Source organism: Pseudoxanthomonas sp. GW835-FHT14C01, from assembly GCF_058793715.1.
Map to the genome: position 1 here is coordinate 848,278 of NZ_JBXAGB010000001.1, position 18,070 is coordinate 866,347.

Below are 18,070 nucleotides of genomic sequence, written 5' to 3' on the forward strand. Positions count from 1 at the left end.
TTGGTTGAATCGTGTGGTGGTGGCGTCAGCCGCGTCCGTCCCGCGGCAGCACGGTCCAGTCGAACCGGTAGTCCCATTGGTCGAAATAGAGATTCCCGCCCTTCCATTCGACTTCGCCGCGCTGCAGGTCCACGGTCTCGGAGCGCACGTGCTGCTTGGCGGGGACGAAGTCGCGCGAGTAGTCGTCGTTGAACGCGACGCGGTAGGCGTCCAGCCCGCCGAGGTAGAACCAGCGCAGCGCCGGATCGTCAGAGTCCAACTGCCCGGTGGTCACGTCCATCGGCACCCAGCCGTAGGGCGCCAGATACAGCGCGCCCCAGTCGTGCATGGTGTCGTGGCCTTCCACGTCTTCCGAAAAGGCCCAGCCCGACTGCCAGCGTGCCGGGATGCCGTTCATGCGCAGCAGCGTGATCAGCAGCAGCGTCTGCTGGCCGCAGTCGGCATGGCCCGCGCGGAAGGCGTGGTCGCTGATGTTGCCGATCGTGGAGTACTCGCGCGCGCCGGCCCAGGGAATGCGGTCCACGGCGGCGAACAACTTCTGCGCGACGCGATAGGGATTCGTCTCGCCGCCCACCACCTGCTCGCTGAAGCGGCGCAGGTCATCGCCGAACACGACATGCGGTGCGCGCTCGGCGAGATAGGGCGCGAGCTCGGGCGTCGCCGGGGCGGGCACCACGCGGTCGGGATCGATCGCCACCCGGCGCGCATGCACGGTGACTTCGTATGTCACCGAAAACGTCGTCGGCGTGCCGGCCACGGCCGGTTGCTCGAGATAGGCGGTGCGCTGCAGCGCGCGCTCCGGCGCGACCTGCGGACGTTCGGGCTGGCTGGCCACCAGTGCGATGGCTTCCTGCTGGCCGGCGATGGCGCGCGGATACGGCAGCCACGCCCGCACGGTCTCGCCCGCCGGCACCGCATCGGGCTTCACGCGGAGGGTGTGGGTGATGCGCACGCGGCGCGGAAGTACGCTGGTCGTGCCGGTCGCCTTGGCGACCTGCACCACGTCGCGATGATGACGGTGCAGCGATTCGTATGGACCCTGCACGAACGGCCGCACCGGCGGTGCACGGCGCGCTGCGGCTTCCGGGCTGAGGCGGAACAGGTTGGAGGCCGACCGGTTGAAGTAACGGGGTTCGCCGTCGATGTCGAGGCGTTCGATCAGGCCGGCGCTGTCCCAGCGCCTGAATTCGTCTTCGCTCAGATCGGGCACTTGCGCACGGATACGCTCGCGCACGCCGGCGGCATCGAGGCCGAAGTCGAGGCGGATCCGGCGCATGCGCTCGCGCTGGAACAGCATCGCCTCACGGCCGGCGGTATCCGCATTCCGGCCCGCCAGCACCTGTGCGATGGCGTCTTCGGCGCGCTGGAACCGGCCCTGGTCGATATCCGCAACGATGGCCGCGAGCGGATCCGCCGCCTCGGCCACGGCGTGTGCCGGGAGTACCATCGGCCACCCGCACAGGGACAGCCATGCGGCGAGCCGGCGCCCGGCGCGCCTGCCGCGTACTGTCTCCATGTGCTGGCTCCTGCTGGCATCCACGTCGCACATCCCCACGCCGACTGGCCGGCTGTGTAACACGGCATGAACACAGGGGTCAATAATTTATTCTTGATTTTTATGTCGGAAGAAATAAATATTCTTGTAGAAAACGTCCCGGGCATGGCGTCATGGTGTCGGGATGGATGGGTCTGATGGAGGGGAGTGGATGAACGCATCGATGCCTTGCCGGTCCCCGGACCGTCCGGGTGCGCCCGGCCGGTCCGTGCCGACGGGACGCCTGAAAGCCTTGGCCCTGCTCTGCCTGCTGGCCGCAGGCCCGGCCGCCCTAGCCCGCGAGCCGTTGCCCGTTCCCGCCCACGCCGTCATCGGCGTGCAGGACCGGCACCTCCAGGCAGATCACTGGATCCGCCGGCTCACCCATCCGGACCGCACCCTGCTCGATGCCGCTGGCGTGGCGGCGCAGAACGACCGCATGTGGCAGAGCGACCCGCATGTCCATGTGCTGCAGGACCTGCCGCGGGAGCTGACCCGGGCGCAGGTCCGCGGCTGGCTGGACCCGCTGTCCGCCCCTCCGACCCGCACGCTCTACGACGATCAGGGCCGGGAAGTCACGAAGCCCCGGCTCGCGGCGATCGCCGCCAACACTGCCGTCGATGCGGTTGCCGCGACCGCGCCCGCGCGCTACGGCCTGGTCGTCCACCGCGCCGACCTGCGCACGTTCCCGACCCGCCAGCGCGTCTTCAGCAGCCAAGGCGACACCGACATCGACCGCTTCCAGGAAAGCGCGCTGTTCCCTGGGACGCCCGTGGTGATCGCGCACACCAGCGCCGACGGCGACTGGTACTTCGTGGTAAGCCCGCTGTATGCGGCGTGGATCGAAAAACGGTTCGTCGGCGAGGGACCGCGCGACACCGTGTTCGGTTATGGCGCGGGCGAGTCCACGCTGGTGGTGACCGGCGCCACGGCGCACACCGTCTACAACCCGGAAGAGCCCGGCCTGTCCGCACTGCAGCTGGACATGGGCGTGCGGGTCCCGGTTCTGGCCGACTGGCCGGCCGACAAGCCGGTGAACGGACAGCACCCCTATACATCGCATGTCATCCAGCTGCCGGTGCGCCATGCCGATGGCACGCTCGCCCTGCTGCCCGCCCTGCTGCCGCGGACCGCCGACGTAGCGCCGGACTACCTGCCGTACAGCCCGGCCAATCTGCTGCGCCAGAGCTTCAAGTTCCTCGGCGAACGCTACGGCTGGGGCCATAGCTACGACAGTCGCGACTGCAGCGGCTTCGTGTCCGAGGTATACCGCAGCATGGGCATCGTCCTGCCGCGCAACACCAGCGCGCAGGCGGTCAGCCCGGCGCTGGAGCGCATCGGATTCGACGCCGGCGACAGCCACGAGAAGCGCCTGGCCGTATTGCACACGCTGCAGGTCGGCGATCTGGTCTACATCCCGGGCCATGTGATGATGGTGATCGGCCACGACAACGGCACCACCTACACCATCCACGACACCACCGGCATCACCTACCGCGGCGTCGACGGCGACGTCGTGCGCACCCCCCTCAACTCGGTGGCCGTCACCCCGCTGGAACCCTTGCTGTTCAACAGCGAGCAATCCACCGTCGACCGCATCACCGCCGTCCAGCGCGTCCGTCCCCAAGGGGCTCCATGAAGATCACCGACATCACCTTCGGCATGCTGCGCGTGCCGCTGAAGACACCGTTCAAGACCGCGCTGCGCACCGTCGACACGGTGGAAGACATCGTGGTGATCGTGAAGACCGATACCGGCCACGTCGGTTACGGCGAGGCGCCGGCGACGGCCGTGATCACCGGCGACACGCACGGCTCGATCGTCGAGGCCATCGGCAAGTTTATCAAGCCGCGCCTGATCGGCCAGGACATCGCCAACCTCAACCGCATCACCGACCTCATCCAGACCGCACTCGAGCGCAACACCAGCGCCAAGGCGGCAGTCGAGATCGCGGTCTACGACCTGTGGGCGCAACTGTACGACGCGCCGCTGTACAAGATGCTCGGCGGTGGCGACCCGGTCATCACCACCGACATCACCATCAGCGTGGACTACATCGACAAGATGGTGGCCGACTCGATCAGCGCCGTGGAACGCGGCTTCGAGTCGCTGAAGATCAAGGTCGGCAAGGACATCGGCCTGGACATCGAACGGGTGAAAGCCATCTATTCCGCGGTCGAGGGCCGCGCGCTGCTGCGGCTGGACGCCAACCAGGGCTGGACCGCCAAGCAGGCAGTGTTCGCGATGCAGCACCTGGAGGACGCCGGCGTCGTGCTCGAATTGCTGGAGCAGCCGGTGCGGGCGCGCGACCTGGATGGCCTGAAGTACGTCACCGACCGCGTGCACACCCCGGTGATGGCGGACGAGAGCGTGTTCGGCCCGACCGAGGTCATCGACCTGATCAAGATGCGCGCCGCCGACATCATCAACATCAAGCTGATGAAGACAGGCGGCATCTCCAATGCCATCCGCATCGCCGACATCGCCTCGCTGTACGGCGTGGAATGCATGATCGGCTGCATGATCGAGACCAGCATCAGCGTGGCGGCGGCCGTGCACGTGGCCGCCGCCAAGGCGAACGTGATCACCAAGGTGGACCTGGACGGCCCGTCGCTGGGCCAGTTCAATCCGGTCGAGGGCGGGGTGATCTTCAACGAGTCGGAAATCACCATTACCGAGGCGCCGGGCCTGGGCATCCGCGAGATCCGCGGGCTGGAGATGCTGCCGGGTTGAACCCGGCAGCGATGGCCCGTTGTCAGCTCCGTCCACCGCCATCACACTCATGCCATGACAACACCCTTGGTGAAGATCCGCTCAGAACGTGACCAGATGTCGGCCATCGAGCGCCGCGTGGCCGACTTCATCCTCGACAACGCGCACCTGCTGCGCGACTACTCCTCGCAGCAGCTGGCCAGCGCGCTGGGGATCAGCCAGTCGAGCGTGGTCAAGTTCGCGCAGAAATTCGGCTTCAAGGGCTATCCGGACCTCAAGTACACGATCGGCGAGGCGGTCGCCCGCAACGGCAACGGCCAGACGCAACCGCAGGACGCGGCGAAGGACGACGCCGGGGACGCTTATGCGCAGCTGCAGGAGAGCCTGCGCCGCAGCAAGCTCGCGGCCGAAGAGGAGACCCGCAGCCTCAATCCGCGTGCGCAGATCGAGCCGATCGTCGAACTGATCGACCATGCCGGCAAGGTATTCGTCTGCGGCCTGGGCGACGACGGCCTGTTCGCGCGCGAGTTCGCCATGCGGCTGTCGCTGCTGGGCCTCCTGACGGTTCACCATGCCGATCCCATCCTGATGATGGCCAATCTGTCGGCGGCGCGCCCGGGCGATGTACTGCTGATGTTCTCCGAGTTCGGCAAGCTGCCCGAGCTGTCGCAGGTCAGCCGCCAGTTCCAGGCCTGCGAAGGCAGGGTCATCTCGATCACCCGCCACACGGCCAACCCGCTGCGCGCGCATGCGGACGCGGCACTGGTGATCTCGGCGCACGACCCGGCGCCCCACGTGGAGCAGCTGCTGTACCGCTCGTCGCTGCAGTCGTTGCTGGATTTCGTCTTCGTGCTGCTGTGCCAGACGAATCCGGACCGCAATCGCCAGCTCGCCATCAATCTCGAACGCATCCATCATCTGCTGGAGTCGTGATGTCCCTACCGTCGTTGCCACGCCTCTCCCGCTCACTTGTGCTGACCGCCGTCCTGCTTGCCGGCGGCGTCCACGCATCCGCAGCCGAGGAACCGGTACCGGCCCCACAGGCGTGGCGCGATGCACGTCAGCTCGTGCTGGTAGTGACCGACGGCTGGGACGCCACGACCGGCACGCTGCAGCGCTTCGACATGCACGACGGACGCTGGCAGGCGGTGGCGACGGCCGCACCGGTTTCTGTCGGGCGGAATGGCGCGGCATGGGGCCTTGGCCTGCACCCCGCGCAAGCGCAGGGACCCCAGAAGCAGGAAGGCGACGGCCGCGCGCCGGCGGGTGTGTTCACCCTGGGCGAGGCATTCGGCTATGCGGCCAACGCGGATACCGCCATGCCCTACCGCGCCATGCAGGCGACCAGCTATTGCATCGATGTCCCGGATTCGCCGCTGTACAACCGCATCATCGACACCCGCACCGAAGGCGAGGACGCCGCGAAGGGTTCGACCGAACCGATGCGGCTGGATCTGCACAACCAGGGCGATGTCCGCTATCGCGAAGGCCTGGTGATCGGACACAACCCGACGGCCACGCCGCGAGCCGGCAGCTGCATCTTCGCGCACCTGTGGCGCACGCCCGGCGAACCGACGGCCGGGTGCACGGCGATGGCGTCCGAGACGATGGACAGCGTACTGGCCTGGCTGCGCCCGGATGCACGACCGGTCTTCGTGCTGTTGCCCCGCACCGAATACGATCGCCTCGCGCGTGACTGGCAGTTGCCGGAGGCGACGCGATGAGGTGGCCGGGCGCCACCGCGCGTGTCCTCCTCGGGCTTGCCGCCGGCGCGATCGTCGGTCTGTCGCTGGCGCACTGGTCGCCGAGCAGCGCCGCCACGGCGGTGGCCATCGCGCAGCCGATCGGCAAGCTGTGGCTCAGCGGCCTGCAGATGACCGTGGTTCCCCTGGTGCTTTCGCTGGTGATCCTGGGGGTGGCGACCGCCAGCGATGCTGCCGCCTCCGGCCGCGTCGCACGGCGCGCGATGGTGGTGTTCATCTCGCTGCTGTCGCTGTTCGCTGCCTACGCTGCCATCGTCGCGCCGCTGGTGCTGTCGATGGTGCCGCCCAGCGAAGCATTGACGGCGACGCTGCACGGCACGCTGCCACCCGCCGGTGCAGCGGGCGCGCCCGCACTCGCCGACTGGATCGGCTCCATCGTGCCCAGCAACGCCATCATGGCCGCCGCACAGGGCGCGATGCTGCCGGTGGTCGTGTTCGCGCTGTTCTTCGGCTTCGCGCTTACGCGCGTGCAGGCCGATCGTCGCGCTCAGGTCATCGGCTTCTGCCACGGCATCGCCGACACCATGATCGTGATCGTCCGCTGGATGCTGCTGGCCGCGCCGATCGGCGTATTCGCCCTGGTGCTCGCGGTCTGCGCGCAGGCGGGGATCGGCGTGATCGGTGCGCTGGCGGGCTACATCGCCCTGCAGTGCGGCATGTATCTCGGTGCGACGCTGATCTGCTATCTGCTGGTCGCGGTATTCGCCCGTCAGTCGCCGCTTGCGTTCGCCAAAGCCATCCTGCCCGCGCAGGTCGTGGCCGCCAGCACGCAATCCTCGCTGGCATCGCTACCTGCCATGGTGGAAAGCGCGCGTTTCCGCCTGGGCCATCCGCGCGCGGTCGCCGCGCTGGTATTGCCGATGGCCGTCACGCTGTTCCGCATCACCAGCCCGATCCAGTACATCGTCGCCGCCTGTTTCGTGGCGTGGGCCTACGGCATCGACGTGAATGCGGTAACGCTGGCGGCCGGTGCGGCGCTGGCCGTGGTGATCAGCCTGGGCTCCATCGGCCTGCCAGGCCAGGTCAGCTTCATGGCCACGGTGATGCCGGTGACGCAGTCGATGGGTCTTCCGATCGAGCCGCTGGGCCTGTTGCTCGCCGTGGATACCATCCCCGATGTCTTCGCCACCACGGGCAATGTCACCGGCGACCTGACCGCCACCAGCATCGTGGCGCGACAGTCGCCGGATGCGCAGGACAGCGACGAGGAAGCCGTTTGACGACCCGCCCGATCGATCGATCCTGCTGACGTTCCACTGCGAGTATTTCACCCGCTTCACCGGCCGGATCGAGTCCGTACGGCGACCGCACAGATCCAATGGAGACGACGCGTTGGCCTGCTCGTCTTCGCCATGGACGATGAGCAGGTTGTCGACCCCGTAATCGATGAAAGCCGTGGTACCGGTGGATGGGGCGCCGTCCCTGAGCAGGGCGTGGTACCGATCGCGATCAGAAGGCAGAGAACCGGGGACCGGCGCGGCGCGCGACCGATGCCGGGTGGCGGGACAGCAGGTAGTCGCTGACGAGTTGCTTGAGCGGCTCCGCGATATCGGCATGCGAATGCAGCGATGCGATCACGTCGTCCCAGATGCCGTCCTGTGCCCAGCGAGTGAATCGGACGTAGACGCTATGCCAGGGTCCCCAGGCGCGCGGCAGTCGCCCCCAAGGCTGTCGGGTGACCGCAATCCACAGCACCGCTTCCAGAAATGCCCTAGTCCGCACGCCGTTCACCGCCCGTGCGCGCACCAGCGGTGGCAGTGTCGCCACGACCGCATCCCAGCGCGCTTCATCCAGTTGCAGTGCGTTGGCCTCGGGGACCGTGCCCGTGTCCTCGCTGTCGAGTCCTTGCTCCCCTTGTTCTTCCATCATCGCGATCCTCCTGACGCTCCGAAAAAACCTGCGCGTATCCACGCGCTGCGAAATCCTTCCGCCTGACCCTTCATTCGCGTTGTCGTCCGACAAGCGGACATCCGTACCCAGCCGGCGACAAAGGCATGCAAGTGCGGAAGTTCCCCGTGCCCGCGCTTAATTTATGTACTGGTCAGTTTTATATTCAGGAGGTGTTGTGAGGTGAAGCGGATACTTCGTTCACCGCCGCTTGGAGTGGCGGACACACAACAACAAGAGAGAAAGACGTCCCATGAAGAAGTCCTTGCTTGCCCTGACTCTGCTGGCTGCCGCTCCGTTCGTCGCTTCGGCCGCGGAAGGCGTTTCCTACAACTACGTGGAAGGCGGTTACACCGCGACGAACATCGATGGCCCCGATGCCGATGGCTGGGCACTGAAGGGTTCGGTGGCGCTGCATCCGAATTTCCATGTCTTCGCCGACTACAGCTCGCAGGAAGTCGATGACGTCAACGTCGACTTCGACCAGTGGCGCGTCGGCCTGGGTTACAACCACGAACTCTCGCAGCGCGTCGACCTGCTGACCCGCGTCGCCTATGAGAAGGCACGCACCGACAGCTTCCGTACTCCCTCGGGCGTGCGCTTGCCGAGCTTCAGCGCGGACGGCTACAGCGTCGAGGTTGGCGTGAACAGTGCGCTGACCAACCGCCTCAACGGCTATGCCCTGGCCGGCTACGAAGACGGCGGCAGCGACTACGACGGCGAGTTCTACGGTCGCCTGGGCGCGCAGGTGAAGTTCACCCCGAACTGGAGCGCGTCGGCCGACGTCAAGCTGATCGACGGCGATACCCAGTGGTTCGTGGGCCCGCGTTTCAGCTGGTAACCCGCTAACAGCGTTTCCCGCGACGCGTCCCCTCTCTCCCCGCGTCGCACCCCAAAGCCCGGCCCCAAGGCCGGGCTTTTCTTTGTGCTTGCGGAGCGCGGCCGCAAGAAAAAGCCCGGCATTGCCGGGCTTGTCGGTCACGCGGCGACGACGCCTACTTGAACAGCGTCTCCGGATACTCCGGCTTCTGTTCGCGCGAGAGCAGCTGCTGCAGGCCGTCGCGCGGGGTCAGGTCACCATGCAGCACGGCGCGCACCGCACTGGAGATGGGCAGGTCGATGCCATGGCGGTCCGCCTGGCGCATGACTTCGTCCGCCGTCTGGACCGACTCGACCACCTGGCCGATTTCACGCACCGCGTCCTGCAGCGATTGGCCGCGACCGAGCGCCAAGCCCAGGCGGCGATTGCGCGACAGATCGCCGGTACAGGTCAGCACCAGGTCGCCCAGACCCGCCAGACCCATCAGGGTTTCCGGCTTGGCGCCAATGGCGGCGGACAGGCGCAGCATCTCGTTGAGTCCGCGCGTGATCAGGCCCGCGCGCGCATTCAGACCCAGCTGCATGCCATCGGACACGCCGGTCGCCACGGCGAGCACGTTCTTCATCGCACCACCGAGCTCGGCACCGACCATGTCGTCGCCGGTGTAGGCGCGGAACGCCGGGCCGTGCATGACGTCGGCCACTGCCTGCGCGAAGTCGGCATCGGCGCCGTGCACGGTGACGGCCGTCGGCAGGCCCAGCGCGACTTCCTTCGCGAACGAAGGGCCGGTGACAACGGCGATCGGCACATCGGGACCGAGGACTTCCTCGGCGACCTCGTGCAGGAAGCGGCCGGACCCGGTTTCGAATCCTTTCGTCGCCCAGGCCACGCCCGCGTTGGCCGGACGCAGCGGCGCCAGCGTACGGAGGGTTTCGGTGAAGGCGTGCGACGGCACGACCACCAGCACCTGGTCCGCATCGACGAGCGACGCGGCCAGGTCGGTGGTGGCGCGCAGGGTGTCCGGCAGCGCGATGCCGGGCAGGTAGCGGGTGTTCTCGTGCTGGCCGTCGATGGCGGCCGCGACCACCGGGTCGCGCCCCCACAACGTCACCTGGTGCCCGTGCCGCGCCATCAGCGCGGCCAGGGCGGTACCCCACGATCCGGCGCCCAGCACCGCGATCTTCAGCGCATCGGCGGATTTCGGGTCAGACATCCGTCACCCCTGTGTGCGGCAGCGCCGCCCTGACGGGACCATGCGGCGATCAGGCGTTGCCGGCCGGTTCCGAGTTCGCGAGGTTGGCGTCGCCACCCTGCGCGGCGCGCTGGCGCAGCGACTCGGCATACAGCGCTTCGAAGTTGATCGGCTGCAGGAAGAACGGCGGGAAGCCGCCGGCCTGCACCAGGTCGCTGACCAGCTGGCGCACGTACGGGAACAGGATGTTCGGGCACTGCGTACCGAGCAGCACGTCGACAGCCTGTGCTTCCAGCCCGATCAGGCCGAAGATGCCTGCCTGCTGCACTTCCGCCACGTAGGCGGTCTTGTCGCCGGCCTTGCAGGTCAGGGTCACGCCGAGCACGACTTCGAAGGCGTTCTCGCCCAGGCGCTGCACGCGCTGGTTGAGGTTGAGCTGCAGCTCGGGCTGCACGTTCTCGGCGAACACGGCCGGGGCGCCCGGGGCTTCGAAAGAAACGTCCTTGACGTAGATCTTCTCGACAGTGAAAGCGGGGCCAGCGGCTTCGGCGGCAGGCGCGACCGCGCCGTTGGTGGTCTCGTCGGACATTTCTCTTGACTCCGGAATCTGGATTGCAGCGGTGAATGGAAACTATCTCATGGCGGCACGCGGGGCCCGGTTCAAGGGCGGGTCTGCGGCCACCGGGGGGATCAGCGGCCCTTGATCAGGGGCAGATCGGCCTGCTGCCAGGCGGCGATGCCGCCGTCCAGCACGTAGACCTTTTCGAAACCGGCCTTCTTCAGGCCCTTGGCCGCGCCCCCGGACGCCTGCCCGTTGCGGCACACCAGCACGACCGGCTGGGACTTGGCCCCGGCCAGCAGCTTGTTGTCGGGGCCGAAGTTGCTGGGCACGACGTTGCGGCTGCCCGCGATGTGGCCCTTCTCGAAGTCGTTGCTGGCCGACAGGTCGATCACCAGGGCGTTCTCGCTGTTGACCAGGTGGGTCAGCTCGGCCGGGCGCAGCGTCCGGTAGCCGCGGAACAGACGCGCGACCTCGGTGTAGACGATGGCGACCGTCAGGCCGACGAGGGCCAGCGACAGCATCTGGTTGAACGGCGAACGGGTGGCGAAAGCCAGGATTTCTTCGAAATTCACAGGGTTGGCGATCTTCGAGCGGGCGGCGATTGTCGCACAGGACGCCGTCCGGGCGTCGGGCGCCTACTCGCCGTTCCAGAGATCCGGCAGGCCCACGGCCAGCCACCAGCGCTTGGCCTTCGGGTCCCAGCGCCAACGCTCGCGGTAGCGTGTCGTCCGCTCCGCCATGGTGTGCTTGTTGATGACGCGCAGTTCGATGGCGCGCTCGATGGTGCCGTCGGGTCCGCCGCTGGTCGTCAGGTCGCGGTAGCCTGAAATCTGCACCTGCCGGTAACGCTCGAATTCCAGCTCGGTCATCGGATGCTCGGCCTTGTAGGCGGGATCGACGAACTGCCAGGCGCTCTCGAAGTCGCCCCACCGGACGGCCGCCGCGTAGGCGTCCTGCACGGGCTGCAGCTTGTTGCGCTGCAGCCGGCCCTGCGCGGACGCCGGCGCGAGCACCAGCGCCAATACCGCCGCCAACAGCCACTTTCCGATCATGTGCACGGCCATTCCCCCGATGATGTCCGCATGCTACCGCTTCGCGATGGCGACGAAGCGCCCGCTCAGCGTGGTCGCCACGCCGCCTTCGGGCAATCGCACGCAGGCCTCCACCTGGATGCGTGCGCGGCCCCGCTGCACCAGCGTGTCGACGAAGGTCTCCAGCGCCTGGCCCTCGGCGAAGGTCGCGTCCGCGATCAGGTCGCCATACAGCGGCGCGAGATAGCGTATCTGGCTGTCGGCGACATAGACCTCGGCCTTCAGCCCGGCCAGCCGCAGTTTCAGCGTCACCAGTCCCCAACCGGCCACGGTCATCAGCGACGTCAGGCTGCCGCCGAAGGCGTTGCCCTTGTCGTTGACGTTGGCCGACAGCGGCGCGGTCAGTCGCAGCGCGTCGCCATGGAAGCCTTCGACGTCCACGCGCATCGCCGCCACCGGCGGCATGCCGCGACAGTAATCACGCAGTTCCTGCAGGGCTTCTTCCGGGCTCATCACTCATAATCCGCGCATGGGACATCCAACGCCGCCGGCATGGTACGTCATCTCGCTGCGGCCCCAAGGTGGCCACGACGCGCTGCGGCGTGCCGCGCGACGCGAGGGGGCGGGACTGCTGGCGCTGTCGCCCTGGCGCATCCGCCATTGCGACAACGAGGCCACGCGCACCGCGTTGCGCGATGCGCTGGCATGTCCGATCGTCGTCTTCACCAGTCCAGCCGCCGTGGTGGAAGCGCATGCGCTGCAGCCCCTGCGCGCACTGCCCGGACAGGCATGGCTGGCGGTGGGTGCGGGTACGGCGGCCTCGTTGCGCCGGGTCGGCATCGACCAGGTGTCGTTCCCGGCGCGCATGGATAGCGAAGGCCTGCTGTCCCTGGCAGCCCTGGCGGACATCCGCGGCACGCGCCTCGGCTTCGTCACGGCGCCGGAAGGGCGCAACCTGCTGGTTCCCACGCTGGAAGCCCGCGGTGCCGAGGTGTACCGCGCCGAGGTATACCGCCGCGAATCGATCCCGCTCGACGTCCACGCACTTGGCGCGTTCTCCCGCCTGACGGCGCCGGCCTGCCTGCTGCTCAGCAGCGGGGGTGCCCTGCAGCAGGTGCTCGCACGGCTGCCCGATGGCCTTGCCGGGCGCTTCACGGCGTTACCTGTCGTGGCCGCCAGCGAACGCCTGACGGAGGCTGCACGGGACGCCGGCTTCGACCGCATCGTCCTCGCCGATGGGCCGCGCCCGGCCCAGCTGGTGAAGGCGGCGTGCACCTTCCGTCCTGACGGCATCCGGTAGCATCTGCGGCGTACATCACGTTTTTCCCTGCCGCCAAGGACGCCTGTGATCGACGACCCGCCCCTCTCTCCGCCCCGCACCACCCATCGCACGCGCCTGGTGGTCGCGGCGCTGGTGTTGCTCGCCGTCGGCCTCGGCGCCTGGCGTGGCTGGGTATGGTGGCAGACCCAGCGTGCGCAGGAACAGACGGCCCGGTCGGCGGCGGAACAACGCCTCGATGCACTGGAGTCGCGCACCGAGGCGCTGCGTCGCGACCAGCGCGCGCAGGCGCAGCGCCTGCTCGATGCTGCCGCCACCAATCGCGTGCTGCGCGACGAAGTCCTCGGCCTGGGCCAGCGTGGCGCCCTGCTGGAGGAAAGCGTCGCCAAGCTCACCGACCCTACCCGCCACGGTGCGCAGGCGCTGCGGCTGGACGAAGTGGAACTGCTGCTCTCGCAGGCCGCGCAACGCCTCGACATCGCGCATGACCTCGCGGGCGCACGCCGAGCGTACGCGTTGGCCGCCGGCGCACTCGACGGCATCGACGACCATCGCCTGCTCAACCTGAAGCAGGCACTGGCGCAGGAACGCGGCGCGCTGGATGCGCTCGGCGACGGTCCGCGCGCGGAGGCGCTGAAGCGGCTGGATGCCATCGCAACCGCGTTGCCCCGCCTGCCCCGCCTGCCGCGCGATCCGACGACGGCCGCGGACGCGCCCTCGCGTCCGGCGTGGCAGCGCTGGTTGTCGCCGCTGGTCGATGTCCGTCCGACCCGAGATACCACGCTGGTCGCACCGGAAGAGCGCGCCACCGCCGATGCGGCGCTGCAGGTCGAAGTCAGCCTGGCGCGTGCCGCGCTGGAGCGCGACGACGATACGGCCTGGCGCGCCGCCCTGGCACGCCTCGATGCTTGGTTGCCGCGGTTGTGGCCGGATTCACCGGAACGACGGCAGGTTCACGCGCAACTGCGCACATTGCAGGCGACATCGGCCCCCGCACGACCCACCGAGTTGGGCAGCACGCTGCAGCAGTTGCGCACGCTGCGCAATGCCGGGCTGCGCTTGCAGGTGCCGGTGCCTCCCGTGGACACGCCCGAGGTCGCGCCATGAAACCTTTCCGTACCGTGATGGCATTGCTGTTGTTGCTGCTCGCCGGCGTGCTGGCCGCACAATGGATGGCGGGCACCGATCGCGACCTGGGCGACGTCTTCATCCGCTTCGGCGGTTACGACGTGCACACCAACGTACCGCGCGCCCTGCTTTCGCTGTTGCTGATCGGCGCCGTGGCCTGGTTGTCGTGGCGCCTGCTGACGCTGCCGTTCCGCGCATGGGGCCGGCACCGCCGCAAGCAGGCGCGGGCACGGCTCATCGATGGATTGGACGCTTTGCATGCGGGACACTGGCAGAAGGCCGAGAAGCTGCTGGAGCGTGCCGCAGACGATGAGGAAGTCGGTGCCATCGCGCGAACGGCCGCCGTGCGGGCGGCGCAGGCGCGGGGCGACGAAGCGGCCGCGCAGCGCCATCTGAGCGCGCTGCGCGAGCGTTCCGCGCAGGCCCATGCGATCACCGCCGCGCAGATCGCGCTCGATGCCGGCCGACCGCACGAGGCGCTCGCCGTGCTCGACGCCGCCGAGGTGCAACCTTTGCCGCCGCGCGGCCTGGCGCTGCGTGCCGACGCCCTCGCCGGCACCGCGCGTGCAGGCGAAGCCTACGGGCTGCTGGGTGCGTTGAAGCAGCAGCAGGCGCTCGCGCCTGCCGACTTCGATGCGCTCGAGATCCGCCTGGCCACGCAGTCGCTGCGCGAAGCCACCGACCCCAACGTGCTGGCCGAACGCTGGGAAGCGTTGACCAAGCCCTTGCGGCTGCAACCGCTCGTGGTGGCGGCGTACGCCGAGCGCGCCGCCGCGTTGCGATGGGAAGACGCGGCGACACGCAGCATCGAACACGCGCTGGAATCGCACTGGGACGAACGCCTGGTCGCGCTGTACGGCCGCCTGCCCGTGGGCAAGCTGGATTCGCGTCGCGCCAGTGCGCAGCACTGGCTGCTTGCGCATCCTTCAAGCCCCGCCTTGCTGGTGACGCTGGGCCGGCTGGCGCGCCAGCAGGGCCAGTGGACGGCGGCGCAGGAGTTCCTGCATCGCGCCGTCGCACAGGGTGCAGGCGCGGAAGCCTGGGAAGAACTGGCGACCGGCTTCAACGAGGCGGGGGACACCGCATCGGCGCAGCAGTGCCACGCCAATGCGGTGAAGGCCGCGCGGGGCGAAGTCCCGGCGAAGCTGCCCGTGCGCGACATGCGGCAGGAAATCCATGACGCGGCGGTTGTCGAGGAACGCGACGCGCATGGCCTGCCGCGCCTGAGGGACTGACCGTCAGCCGGCGACCGGCTTCCTGCGCCAGCGCCGCCAGCCGACGGCAGCCGCCAGCACGAGCAGCCACACCGGCCACAGCGCGGCCAGCGCCACGAACCCCTGTTGGCCACCGCGCCAGCCCACCGCCAGCGCATCGCCCAACCGGCTGAAGAAGCCAGGCCCGTTGTCGCGGAACACGGCATCCACATCGACACGCTCGCTGCTGCGCACCTGCACGTCCTGCCGCAGCGACAGCGTGATGGTGCTGAACGCCACGCGATCCTCGAATTCCTTCTGCGCGATCACCGCTTCATCGCGACTGCTCCGGGCCTCGCCACGCGCCTGGATGGCATCGGCCTTGTCGCCGAGTTTGCCGCCCGCCTGCACCGCATCCCCGAGTTCCTGCTGCTGGTCCTGCGCGCGCTGCCTTGCCAGTTGCTGCCGGAGCAGGTCGAACTGCGCGTCGCGCGCATTGAAGTGGCGCCGGTCCAGGAACTCCATCTGCGACGCGATGGCGCGCAGGAACCCCTGCGTACGCTCGCTCGGCACGCGCACCGTCAGTTCGCCCAGCAGCCGGTACTCGGCCAGCTCCCGTCGCTTGCCGTGGCCGATCGGCCGGCTCTGGACACGCTGCACCTGCGCCTGGATGTCGTTGTCGATGACGAAGCCGCCCTGCTTCGCGACTTCGTCCTCGATCGCCAGCGCCGTGCGGTAGACATCCTTGACGTGGAACTCCACGGCAGCCGTGCGGATGAAGCGGCGCTGCGGGTCGGTCTGCGCCAGCACGTCGGATGCCAGCTGCGACGGTGCGACCCCGGGCGCCTCCATGTTCTTCTGCGCCTCGGATGCTGCGGCATCCGCCGCCATGTCCGCCATGGCGGGCGTCGCAGCCGCCGCTTCGGCTTCGACCTCGGCAGGCGCCATGTCATGGCGGCTGCAGGAAAGCAGCAGGACGGACACGATCAATACGGGAACGACGCGATACATCCTTGGCTTGCGCATGGAAGCTCCGGGCGGAAATGACGATGGCCGGCGAACCGGTCCGATGTCCAACGCACGGCGCGGCCCACTGGGGTTCGCCGCCATCATTCCACGATCCGGGCCGCACACGACGGGGGCATGATGCGAACCCGCGCCATGTGACAATCCGGTGGTCCACCGCCGGTAAACCACGATGACCCGATGCCTTCGCGTTTCGCTGCTCGTCCTGTTGCTGGTCGCCGCCGCTACACAGGCGAAGACGCCAGTCGCCAGGGGAACGGGCGGCGGCGCTGCGACGATCAGCGAACAGGCCACGCGGTCGGCCATCGCGATTCTGGACCAGGGCGGCAATGCCGTCGATGCCGCCGTCGCGGCAGCGGCCACCCTTGGCGTGACGGACCCTTTCAGCTGCGGCATCGGCGGCGGCGGCTTCATGGTGGTCTATCTGGCGAAGGACCAGCGCGTGATCACGATCGATCATCGCGAGACCGCGCCGGCCGCCACCACACCCATGCTCTTCATCGAAAACGGCAAGGAGATGGACTTCGACACCACCGTCGCCAGCGGGCTGTCGGTCGGCGTGCCCGGCACGGTGCGTGGCTGGCACGAGGCATTGCAGCGCTACGGCACGATGTCGCTGGCGCAGGTGCTGGCGCCGGCGACCGCAGTGGCGGAAGAAGGCTTCACTGTCGACGCCAACTTTTCGTATCTGGTCAGCCAGAACGAACGCAAGTTCGCCCGCTTCCCGGCGGCAGCGGCGCTTTACCTGCGGAACGGCAAGGCGATCCCGCCCGGCACACGGCTGCGCAATCCCGATCTCGCACGCACCTACCGCCTGCTGGCGACGGGCGGCGTGGATGCGTTCTACGAAGGGCCGTTGGCGCGCGCGATCGTCGACACCGTCAACCGGCCACCGACCGCGCCCGGCGTATCGGTGCGCGGCAGCCGCATGACGCTCGCCGACCTGGCCAACTACGAAGCGCGCCTGCGGCTGCCGGTGCATTCCACCTACCGCGGCTACGACCTTTACGGCATGGCGCTGCCGAGCAGCGGTGGCGTGACGGCGTTCGAGGCGCTGAACATCCTCGAAGGCTACGACCTGAAGACGTTGTCGCGCACGCAGGTCGAACACCTGTATCTGGAAGCGAGCCGCCTGGCCTTCGCCGACCGCGACGCCTACCTGGCCGATCCGGAGTACGTCGATGCGCCGGTGGCGGGCCTGCTCAGCAAGGCGTACGCCGCGCAACGTCGTGCGTTGATCAACCAGAACAGGGCTGCGCCAGGCGCCGTGGCCGCCGGCGACCCCTATCCGTTCCAGCAGGATCCCAGCCATCCGTTGCGTCCGGCGTCACGCACGCTGCAGCCCGAAAGCGCGCACACCACGCACCTGACCGTATCGGATAAAGAGGGCAACGTCGTCGCCTACACCTTCACCATCGAGGACTGGGGCGGCAGCGGCATGGTGGTGCCGGGCTACGGCTTCCTGCTCAACAACGAGCTGACCGACTTCGATTTCACCGCGCCGCACCCGAACATCCCCGAAGCCGGCAAGCGCCCGCGCAGCAGCATGACGCCGACGATCGCGCTGAAGGACGGCAGGCCGGCGTTCTCGATCGGCAGTCCCGGCGGCTCCACCATCATCACGACGGTGTTGCAGACCATCGTGAATTACATCGACCTGGGCCTGCCGATGGACCAGGCCATCGACGCGCCCCGGCTATCGCAGCGCAATGGCGAAGCGACCGATATCGAACCCGGGTTCGCCGGCAGCGCTCAGGCCAAGGCGCTGGCGCAACGCGGACAACGCTGGTCCGGCCAGCCCGCGGAAATCGGCGCGGCAAATGCGCTGGTGTTCAATCCCGACGGCACGGTGACGGCGGTGAGCGAAGGCCGCCGCCATGGCGTGGGCAGCGCGCAGGTGCAGACACCCGTGCGCCAAGCGACGAGGCGGTGACCGCCGCGCG

General features: G+C 68.4%; 18 protein-coding genes. 10 read left to right on the forward strand and 8 right to left on the reverse strand.

Annotated features, from left to right (window positions below; genetic code table 11):
- Positions 1–25: 25 nt before the first annotated feature.
- Entirely contained in the window at positions 26–1,516 is a 1,491-nt protein-coding gene (locus tag AC1Q5B_RS03690; protein WP_492630373.1) for a transglutaminase-like domain-containing protein, read from the reverse strand.
- A gap of 247 nt (positions 1,517–1,763) precedes the next feature.
- On the opposite strand from AC1Q5B_RS03690, the gene AC1Q5B_RS03695 reads away from it, so the two are divergent.
- Genes AC1Q5B_RS03695 through AC1Q5B_RS03715 form a run of 5 tightly spaced genes read left to right on the forward strand, consistent with a single transcriptional unit; the run spans position 1,764 to position 7,229 of the window.
- Positions 1,764–3,173 (forward strand): C40 family peptidase, encoded by a 1,410-nt coding sequence (locus tag AC1Q5B_RS03695; RefSeq protein WP_492630374.1) that lies wholly within the window; start codon positions 1,764–1,766, stop codon positions 3,171–3,173.
- Complete coding sequence (locus AC1Q5B_RS03700; RefSeq protein WP_492630375.1) at positions 3,170–4,267, forward strand: dipeptide epimerase; 1,098 nt, start codon at positions 3,170–3,172, stop codon at positions 4,265–4,267. The genes AC1Q5B_RS03695 and AC1Q5B_RS03700 overlap by 4 nt, the downstream gene beginning before the upstream one ends.
- A gap of 54 nt (positions 4,268–4,321) precedes the next feature.
- Positions 4,322–5,179 carry a MurR/RpiR family transcriptional regulator gene (locus AC1Q5B_RS03705; protein ID WP_492630376.1) on the forward strand — a complete coding sequence of 286 codons (858 nt, stop codon included), beginning with the start codon at positions 4,322–4,324 and terminating at the stop codon, positions 5,177–5,179.
- Positions 5,179–5,970, forward strand: a complete 792-nt coding sequence (locus tag AC1Q5B_RS03710) for a L,D-transpeptidase family protein (RefSeq protein WP_492630377.1) — start codon at positions 5,179–5,181, stop codon at positions 5,968–5,970. The genes AC1Q5B_RS03705 and AC1Q5B_RS03710 overlap by 1 nt, the downstream gene beginning before the upstream one ends.
- Positions 5,967–7,229 carry a dicarboxylate/amino acid:cation symporter gene (locus tag AC1Q5B_RS03715; protein ID WP_492630378.1) on the forward strand — a complete coding sequence of 421 codons (1,263 nt, stop codon included), beginning with the start codon at positions 5,967–5,969 and terminating at the stop codon, positions 7,227–7,229. The genes AC1Q5B_RS03710 and AC1Q5B_RS03715 overlap by 4 nt, the downstream gene beginning before the upstream one ends.
- Before the next feature lie 229 nt (positions 7,230–7,458).
- Here the strand turns inward: AC1Q5B_RS03715 and AC1Q5B_RS03720 are convergent, their stop codons facing one another.
- Positions 7,459–7,971 (reverse strand): transposase, encoded by a 513-nt coding sequence (locus AC1Q5B_RS03720; protein ID WP_492630379.1) that lies wholly within the window; start codon positions 7,969–7,971, stop codon positions 7,459–7,461.
- 178 nt (positions 7,972–8,149) lie between these two features.
- Between AC1Q5B_RS03720 and AC1Q5B_RS03725 the strand changes: the two genes are divergently transcribed.
- A complete protein-coding gene (locus AC1Q5B_RS03725) occupies positions 8,150–8,737 on the forward strand; it encodes an OmpO family porin (RefSeq protein WP_492630380.1) in 588 nt (195 codons plus the stop codon).
- A gap of 154 nt (positions 8,738–8,891) precedes the next feature.
- On the opposite strand, the gene AC1Q5B_RS03730 is transcribed toward AC1Q5B_RS03725, so the two are convergent.
- From AC1Q5B_RS03730 to AC1Q5B_RS03750, 5 genes are all read right to left on the reverse strand, one after another.
- Positions 8,892–9,929, reverse strand: a complete 1,038-nt coding sequence (locus AC1Q5B_RS03730) for an NAD(P)H-dependent glycerol-3-phosphate dehydrogenase (protein ID WP_492630381.1) — start codon at positions 9,927–9,929, stop codon at positions 8,892–8,894.
- A gap of 49 nt (positions 9,930–9,978) precedes the next feature.
- Positions 9,979–10,497 (reverse strand): protein-export chaperone SecB, encoded by a 519-nt coding sequence (gene secB / locus AC1Q5B_RS03735; RefSeq protein WP_492630382.1) that lies wholly within the window; start codon positions 10,495–10,497, stop codon positions 9,979–9,981.
- A 101-nt stretch (positions 10,498–10,598) separates the two neighbouring features.
- The gene (locus AC1Q5B_RS03740) at positions 10,599–11,042 is read right to left on the reverse strand and encodes a rhodanese-like domain-containing protein (protein ID WP_492630383.1); all 444 of its coding nucleotides are present in this window, start codon (positions 11,040–11,042) and stop codon (positions 10,599–10,601) included.
- 63 nt (positions 11,043–11,105) lie between these two features.
- Entirely contained in the window at positions 11,106–11,522 is a 417-nt protein-coding gene (locus AC1Q5B_RS03745) for a hypothetical protein (protein ID WP_492630384.1), read from the reverse strand.
- Positions 11,523–11,555: 33 nt separating this feature from the next.
- A complete protein-coding gene (locus AC1Q5B_RS03750) occupies positions 11,556–12,014 on the reverse strand; it encodes a YiiD C-terminal domain-containing protein (protein WP_492630385.1) in 459 nt (152 codons plus the stop codon).
- Between the two features lie 16 nt (positions 12,015–12,030).
- On the opposite strand from AC1Q5B_RS03750, the gene AC1Q5B_RS03755 reads away from it, so the two are divergent.
- The 3 genes from AC1Q5B_RS03755 to AC1Q5B_RS03765 are packed head-to-tail and all read left to right on the forward strand — an operon-like array spanning position 12,031 to position 15,143.
- Positions 12,031–12,801: a uroporphyrinogen-III synthase gene (locus AC1Q5B_RS03755; protein ID WP_492630386.1), complete on the forward strand. Its 771-nt coding sequence runs from the start codon at positions 12,031–12,033 to the stop codon at positions 12,799–12,801.
- Positions 12,802–12,849: 48 nt separating this feature from the next.
- Positions 12,850–13,887: a uroporphyrinogen-III C-methyltransferase gene (locus AC1Q5B_RS03760; RefSeq protein ID WP_492630941.1), complete on the forward strand. Its 1,038-nt coding sequence runs from the start codon at positions 12,850–12,852 to the stop codon at positions 13,885–13,887.
- Complete coding sequence (locus tag AC1Q5B_RS03765) at positions 13,884–15,143, forward strand: heme biosynthesis HemY N-terminal domain-containing protein (RefSeq protein ID WP_492630387.1); 1,260 nt, start codon at positions 13,884–13,886, stop codon at positions 15,141–15,143. Before AC1Q5B_RS03760 ends, AC1Q5B_RS03765 begins: the two co-directional genes overlap by 4 nt.
- A 3-nt stretch (positions 15,144–15,146) precedes the next feature.
- Here AC1Q5B_RS03765 and AC1Q5B_RS03770 read toward each other — a convergent pair whose 3' ends face one another.
- Positions 15,147–16,127, reverse strand: coding sequence for a DUF4349 domain-containing protein (locus AC1Q5B_RS03770; protein ID WP_492630388.1), 981 nt, complete (start codon positions 16,125–16,127; stop codon positions 15,147–15,149).
- Positions 16,128–16,299: 172 nt separating this feature from the next.
- Here AC1Q5B_RS03770 and ggt point away from each other — a divergent pair, with 172 nt between their 5' ends.
- Positions 16,300–18,060 (forward strand): gamma-glutamyltransferase, encoded by a 1,761-nt coding sequence (gene ggt / locus AC1Q5B_RS03775; RefSeq protein ID WP_492630389.1) that lies wholly within the window; start codon positions 16,300–16,302, stop codon positions 18,058–18,060.
- Positions 18,061–18,070: the final 10 nt, after the last annotated feature.

What these genes read in the sequence shown, in the direction of transcription:
- AC1Q5B_RS03690 (WP_492630373.1), bottom strand. Translation starts at nt 1,516, where the DNA reads ATGGAGACAGTACGCGGCAGGCGCGCCGGGCGCCGGCTCGCCGCATGG.
- AC1Q5B_RS03700 (WP_492630375.1), top strand. Translation starts at nt 3,170, where the DNA reads ATGAAGATCACCGACATCACCTTCGGCATGCTGCGCGTGCCGCTGAAG.
- AC1Q5B_RS03705 (WP_492630376.1), top strand. Translation starts at nt 4,322, where the DNA reads ATGACAACACCCTTGGTGAAGATCCGCTCAGAACGTGACCAGATGTCG.
- AC1Q5B_RS03710 (WP_492630377.1), top strand. Translation starts at nt 5,179, where the DNA reads ATGTCCCTACCGTCGTTGCCACGCCTCTCCCGCTCACTTGTGCTGACC.
- AC1Q5B_RS03715 (WP_492630378.1), top strand. Translation starts at nt 5,967, where the DNA reads ATGAGGTGGCCGGGCGCCACCGCGCGTGTCCTCCTCGGGCTTGCCGCC.
- AC1Q5B_RS03725 (WP_492630380.1), top strand. Translation starts at nt 8,150, where the DNA reads ATGAAGAAGTCCTTGCTTGCCCTGACTCTGCTGGCTGCCGCTCCGTTC.
- AC1Q5B_RS03730 (WP_492630381.1), bottom strand. Translation starts at nt 9,929, where the DNA reads ATGTCTGACCCGAAATCCGCCGATGCGCTGAAGATCGCGGTGCTGGGC.
- secB (WP_492630382.1), bottom strand. Translation starts at nt 10,497, where the DNA reads ATGTCCGACGAGACCACCAACGGCGCGGTCGCGCCTGCCGCCGAAGCC.
- AC1Q5B_RS03745 (WP_492630384.1), bottom strand. Translation starts at nt 11,522, where the DNA reads ATGATCGGAAAGTGGCTGTTGGCGGCGGTATTGGCGCTGGTGCTCGCG.
- AC1Q5B_RS03750 (WP_492630385.1), bottom strand. Translation starts at nt 12,014, where the DNA reads ATGAGCCCGGAAGAAGCCCTGCAGGAACTGCGTGATTACTGTCGCGGC.
- AC1Q5B_RS03755 (WP_492630386.1), top strand. Translation starts at nt 12,031, where the DNA reads ATGGGACATCCAACGCCGCCGGCATGGTACGTCATCTCGCTGCGGCCC.
- AC1Q5B_RS03765 (WP_492630387.1), top strand. Translation starts at nt 13,884, where the DNA reads ATGAAACCTTTCCGTACCGTGATGGCATTGCTGTTGTTGCTGCTCGCC.
- AC1Q5B_RS03770 (WP_492630388.1), bottom strand. Translation starts at nt 16,127, where the DNA reads ATGCGCAAGCCAAGGATGTATCGCGTCGTTCCCGTATTGATCGTGTCC.
- ggt (WP_492630389.1), top strand. Translation starts at nt 16,300, where the DNA reads ATGACCCGATGCCTTCGCGTTTCGCTGCTCGTCCTGTTGCTGGTCGCC.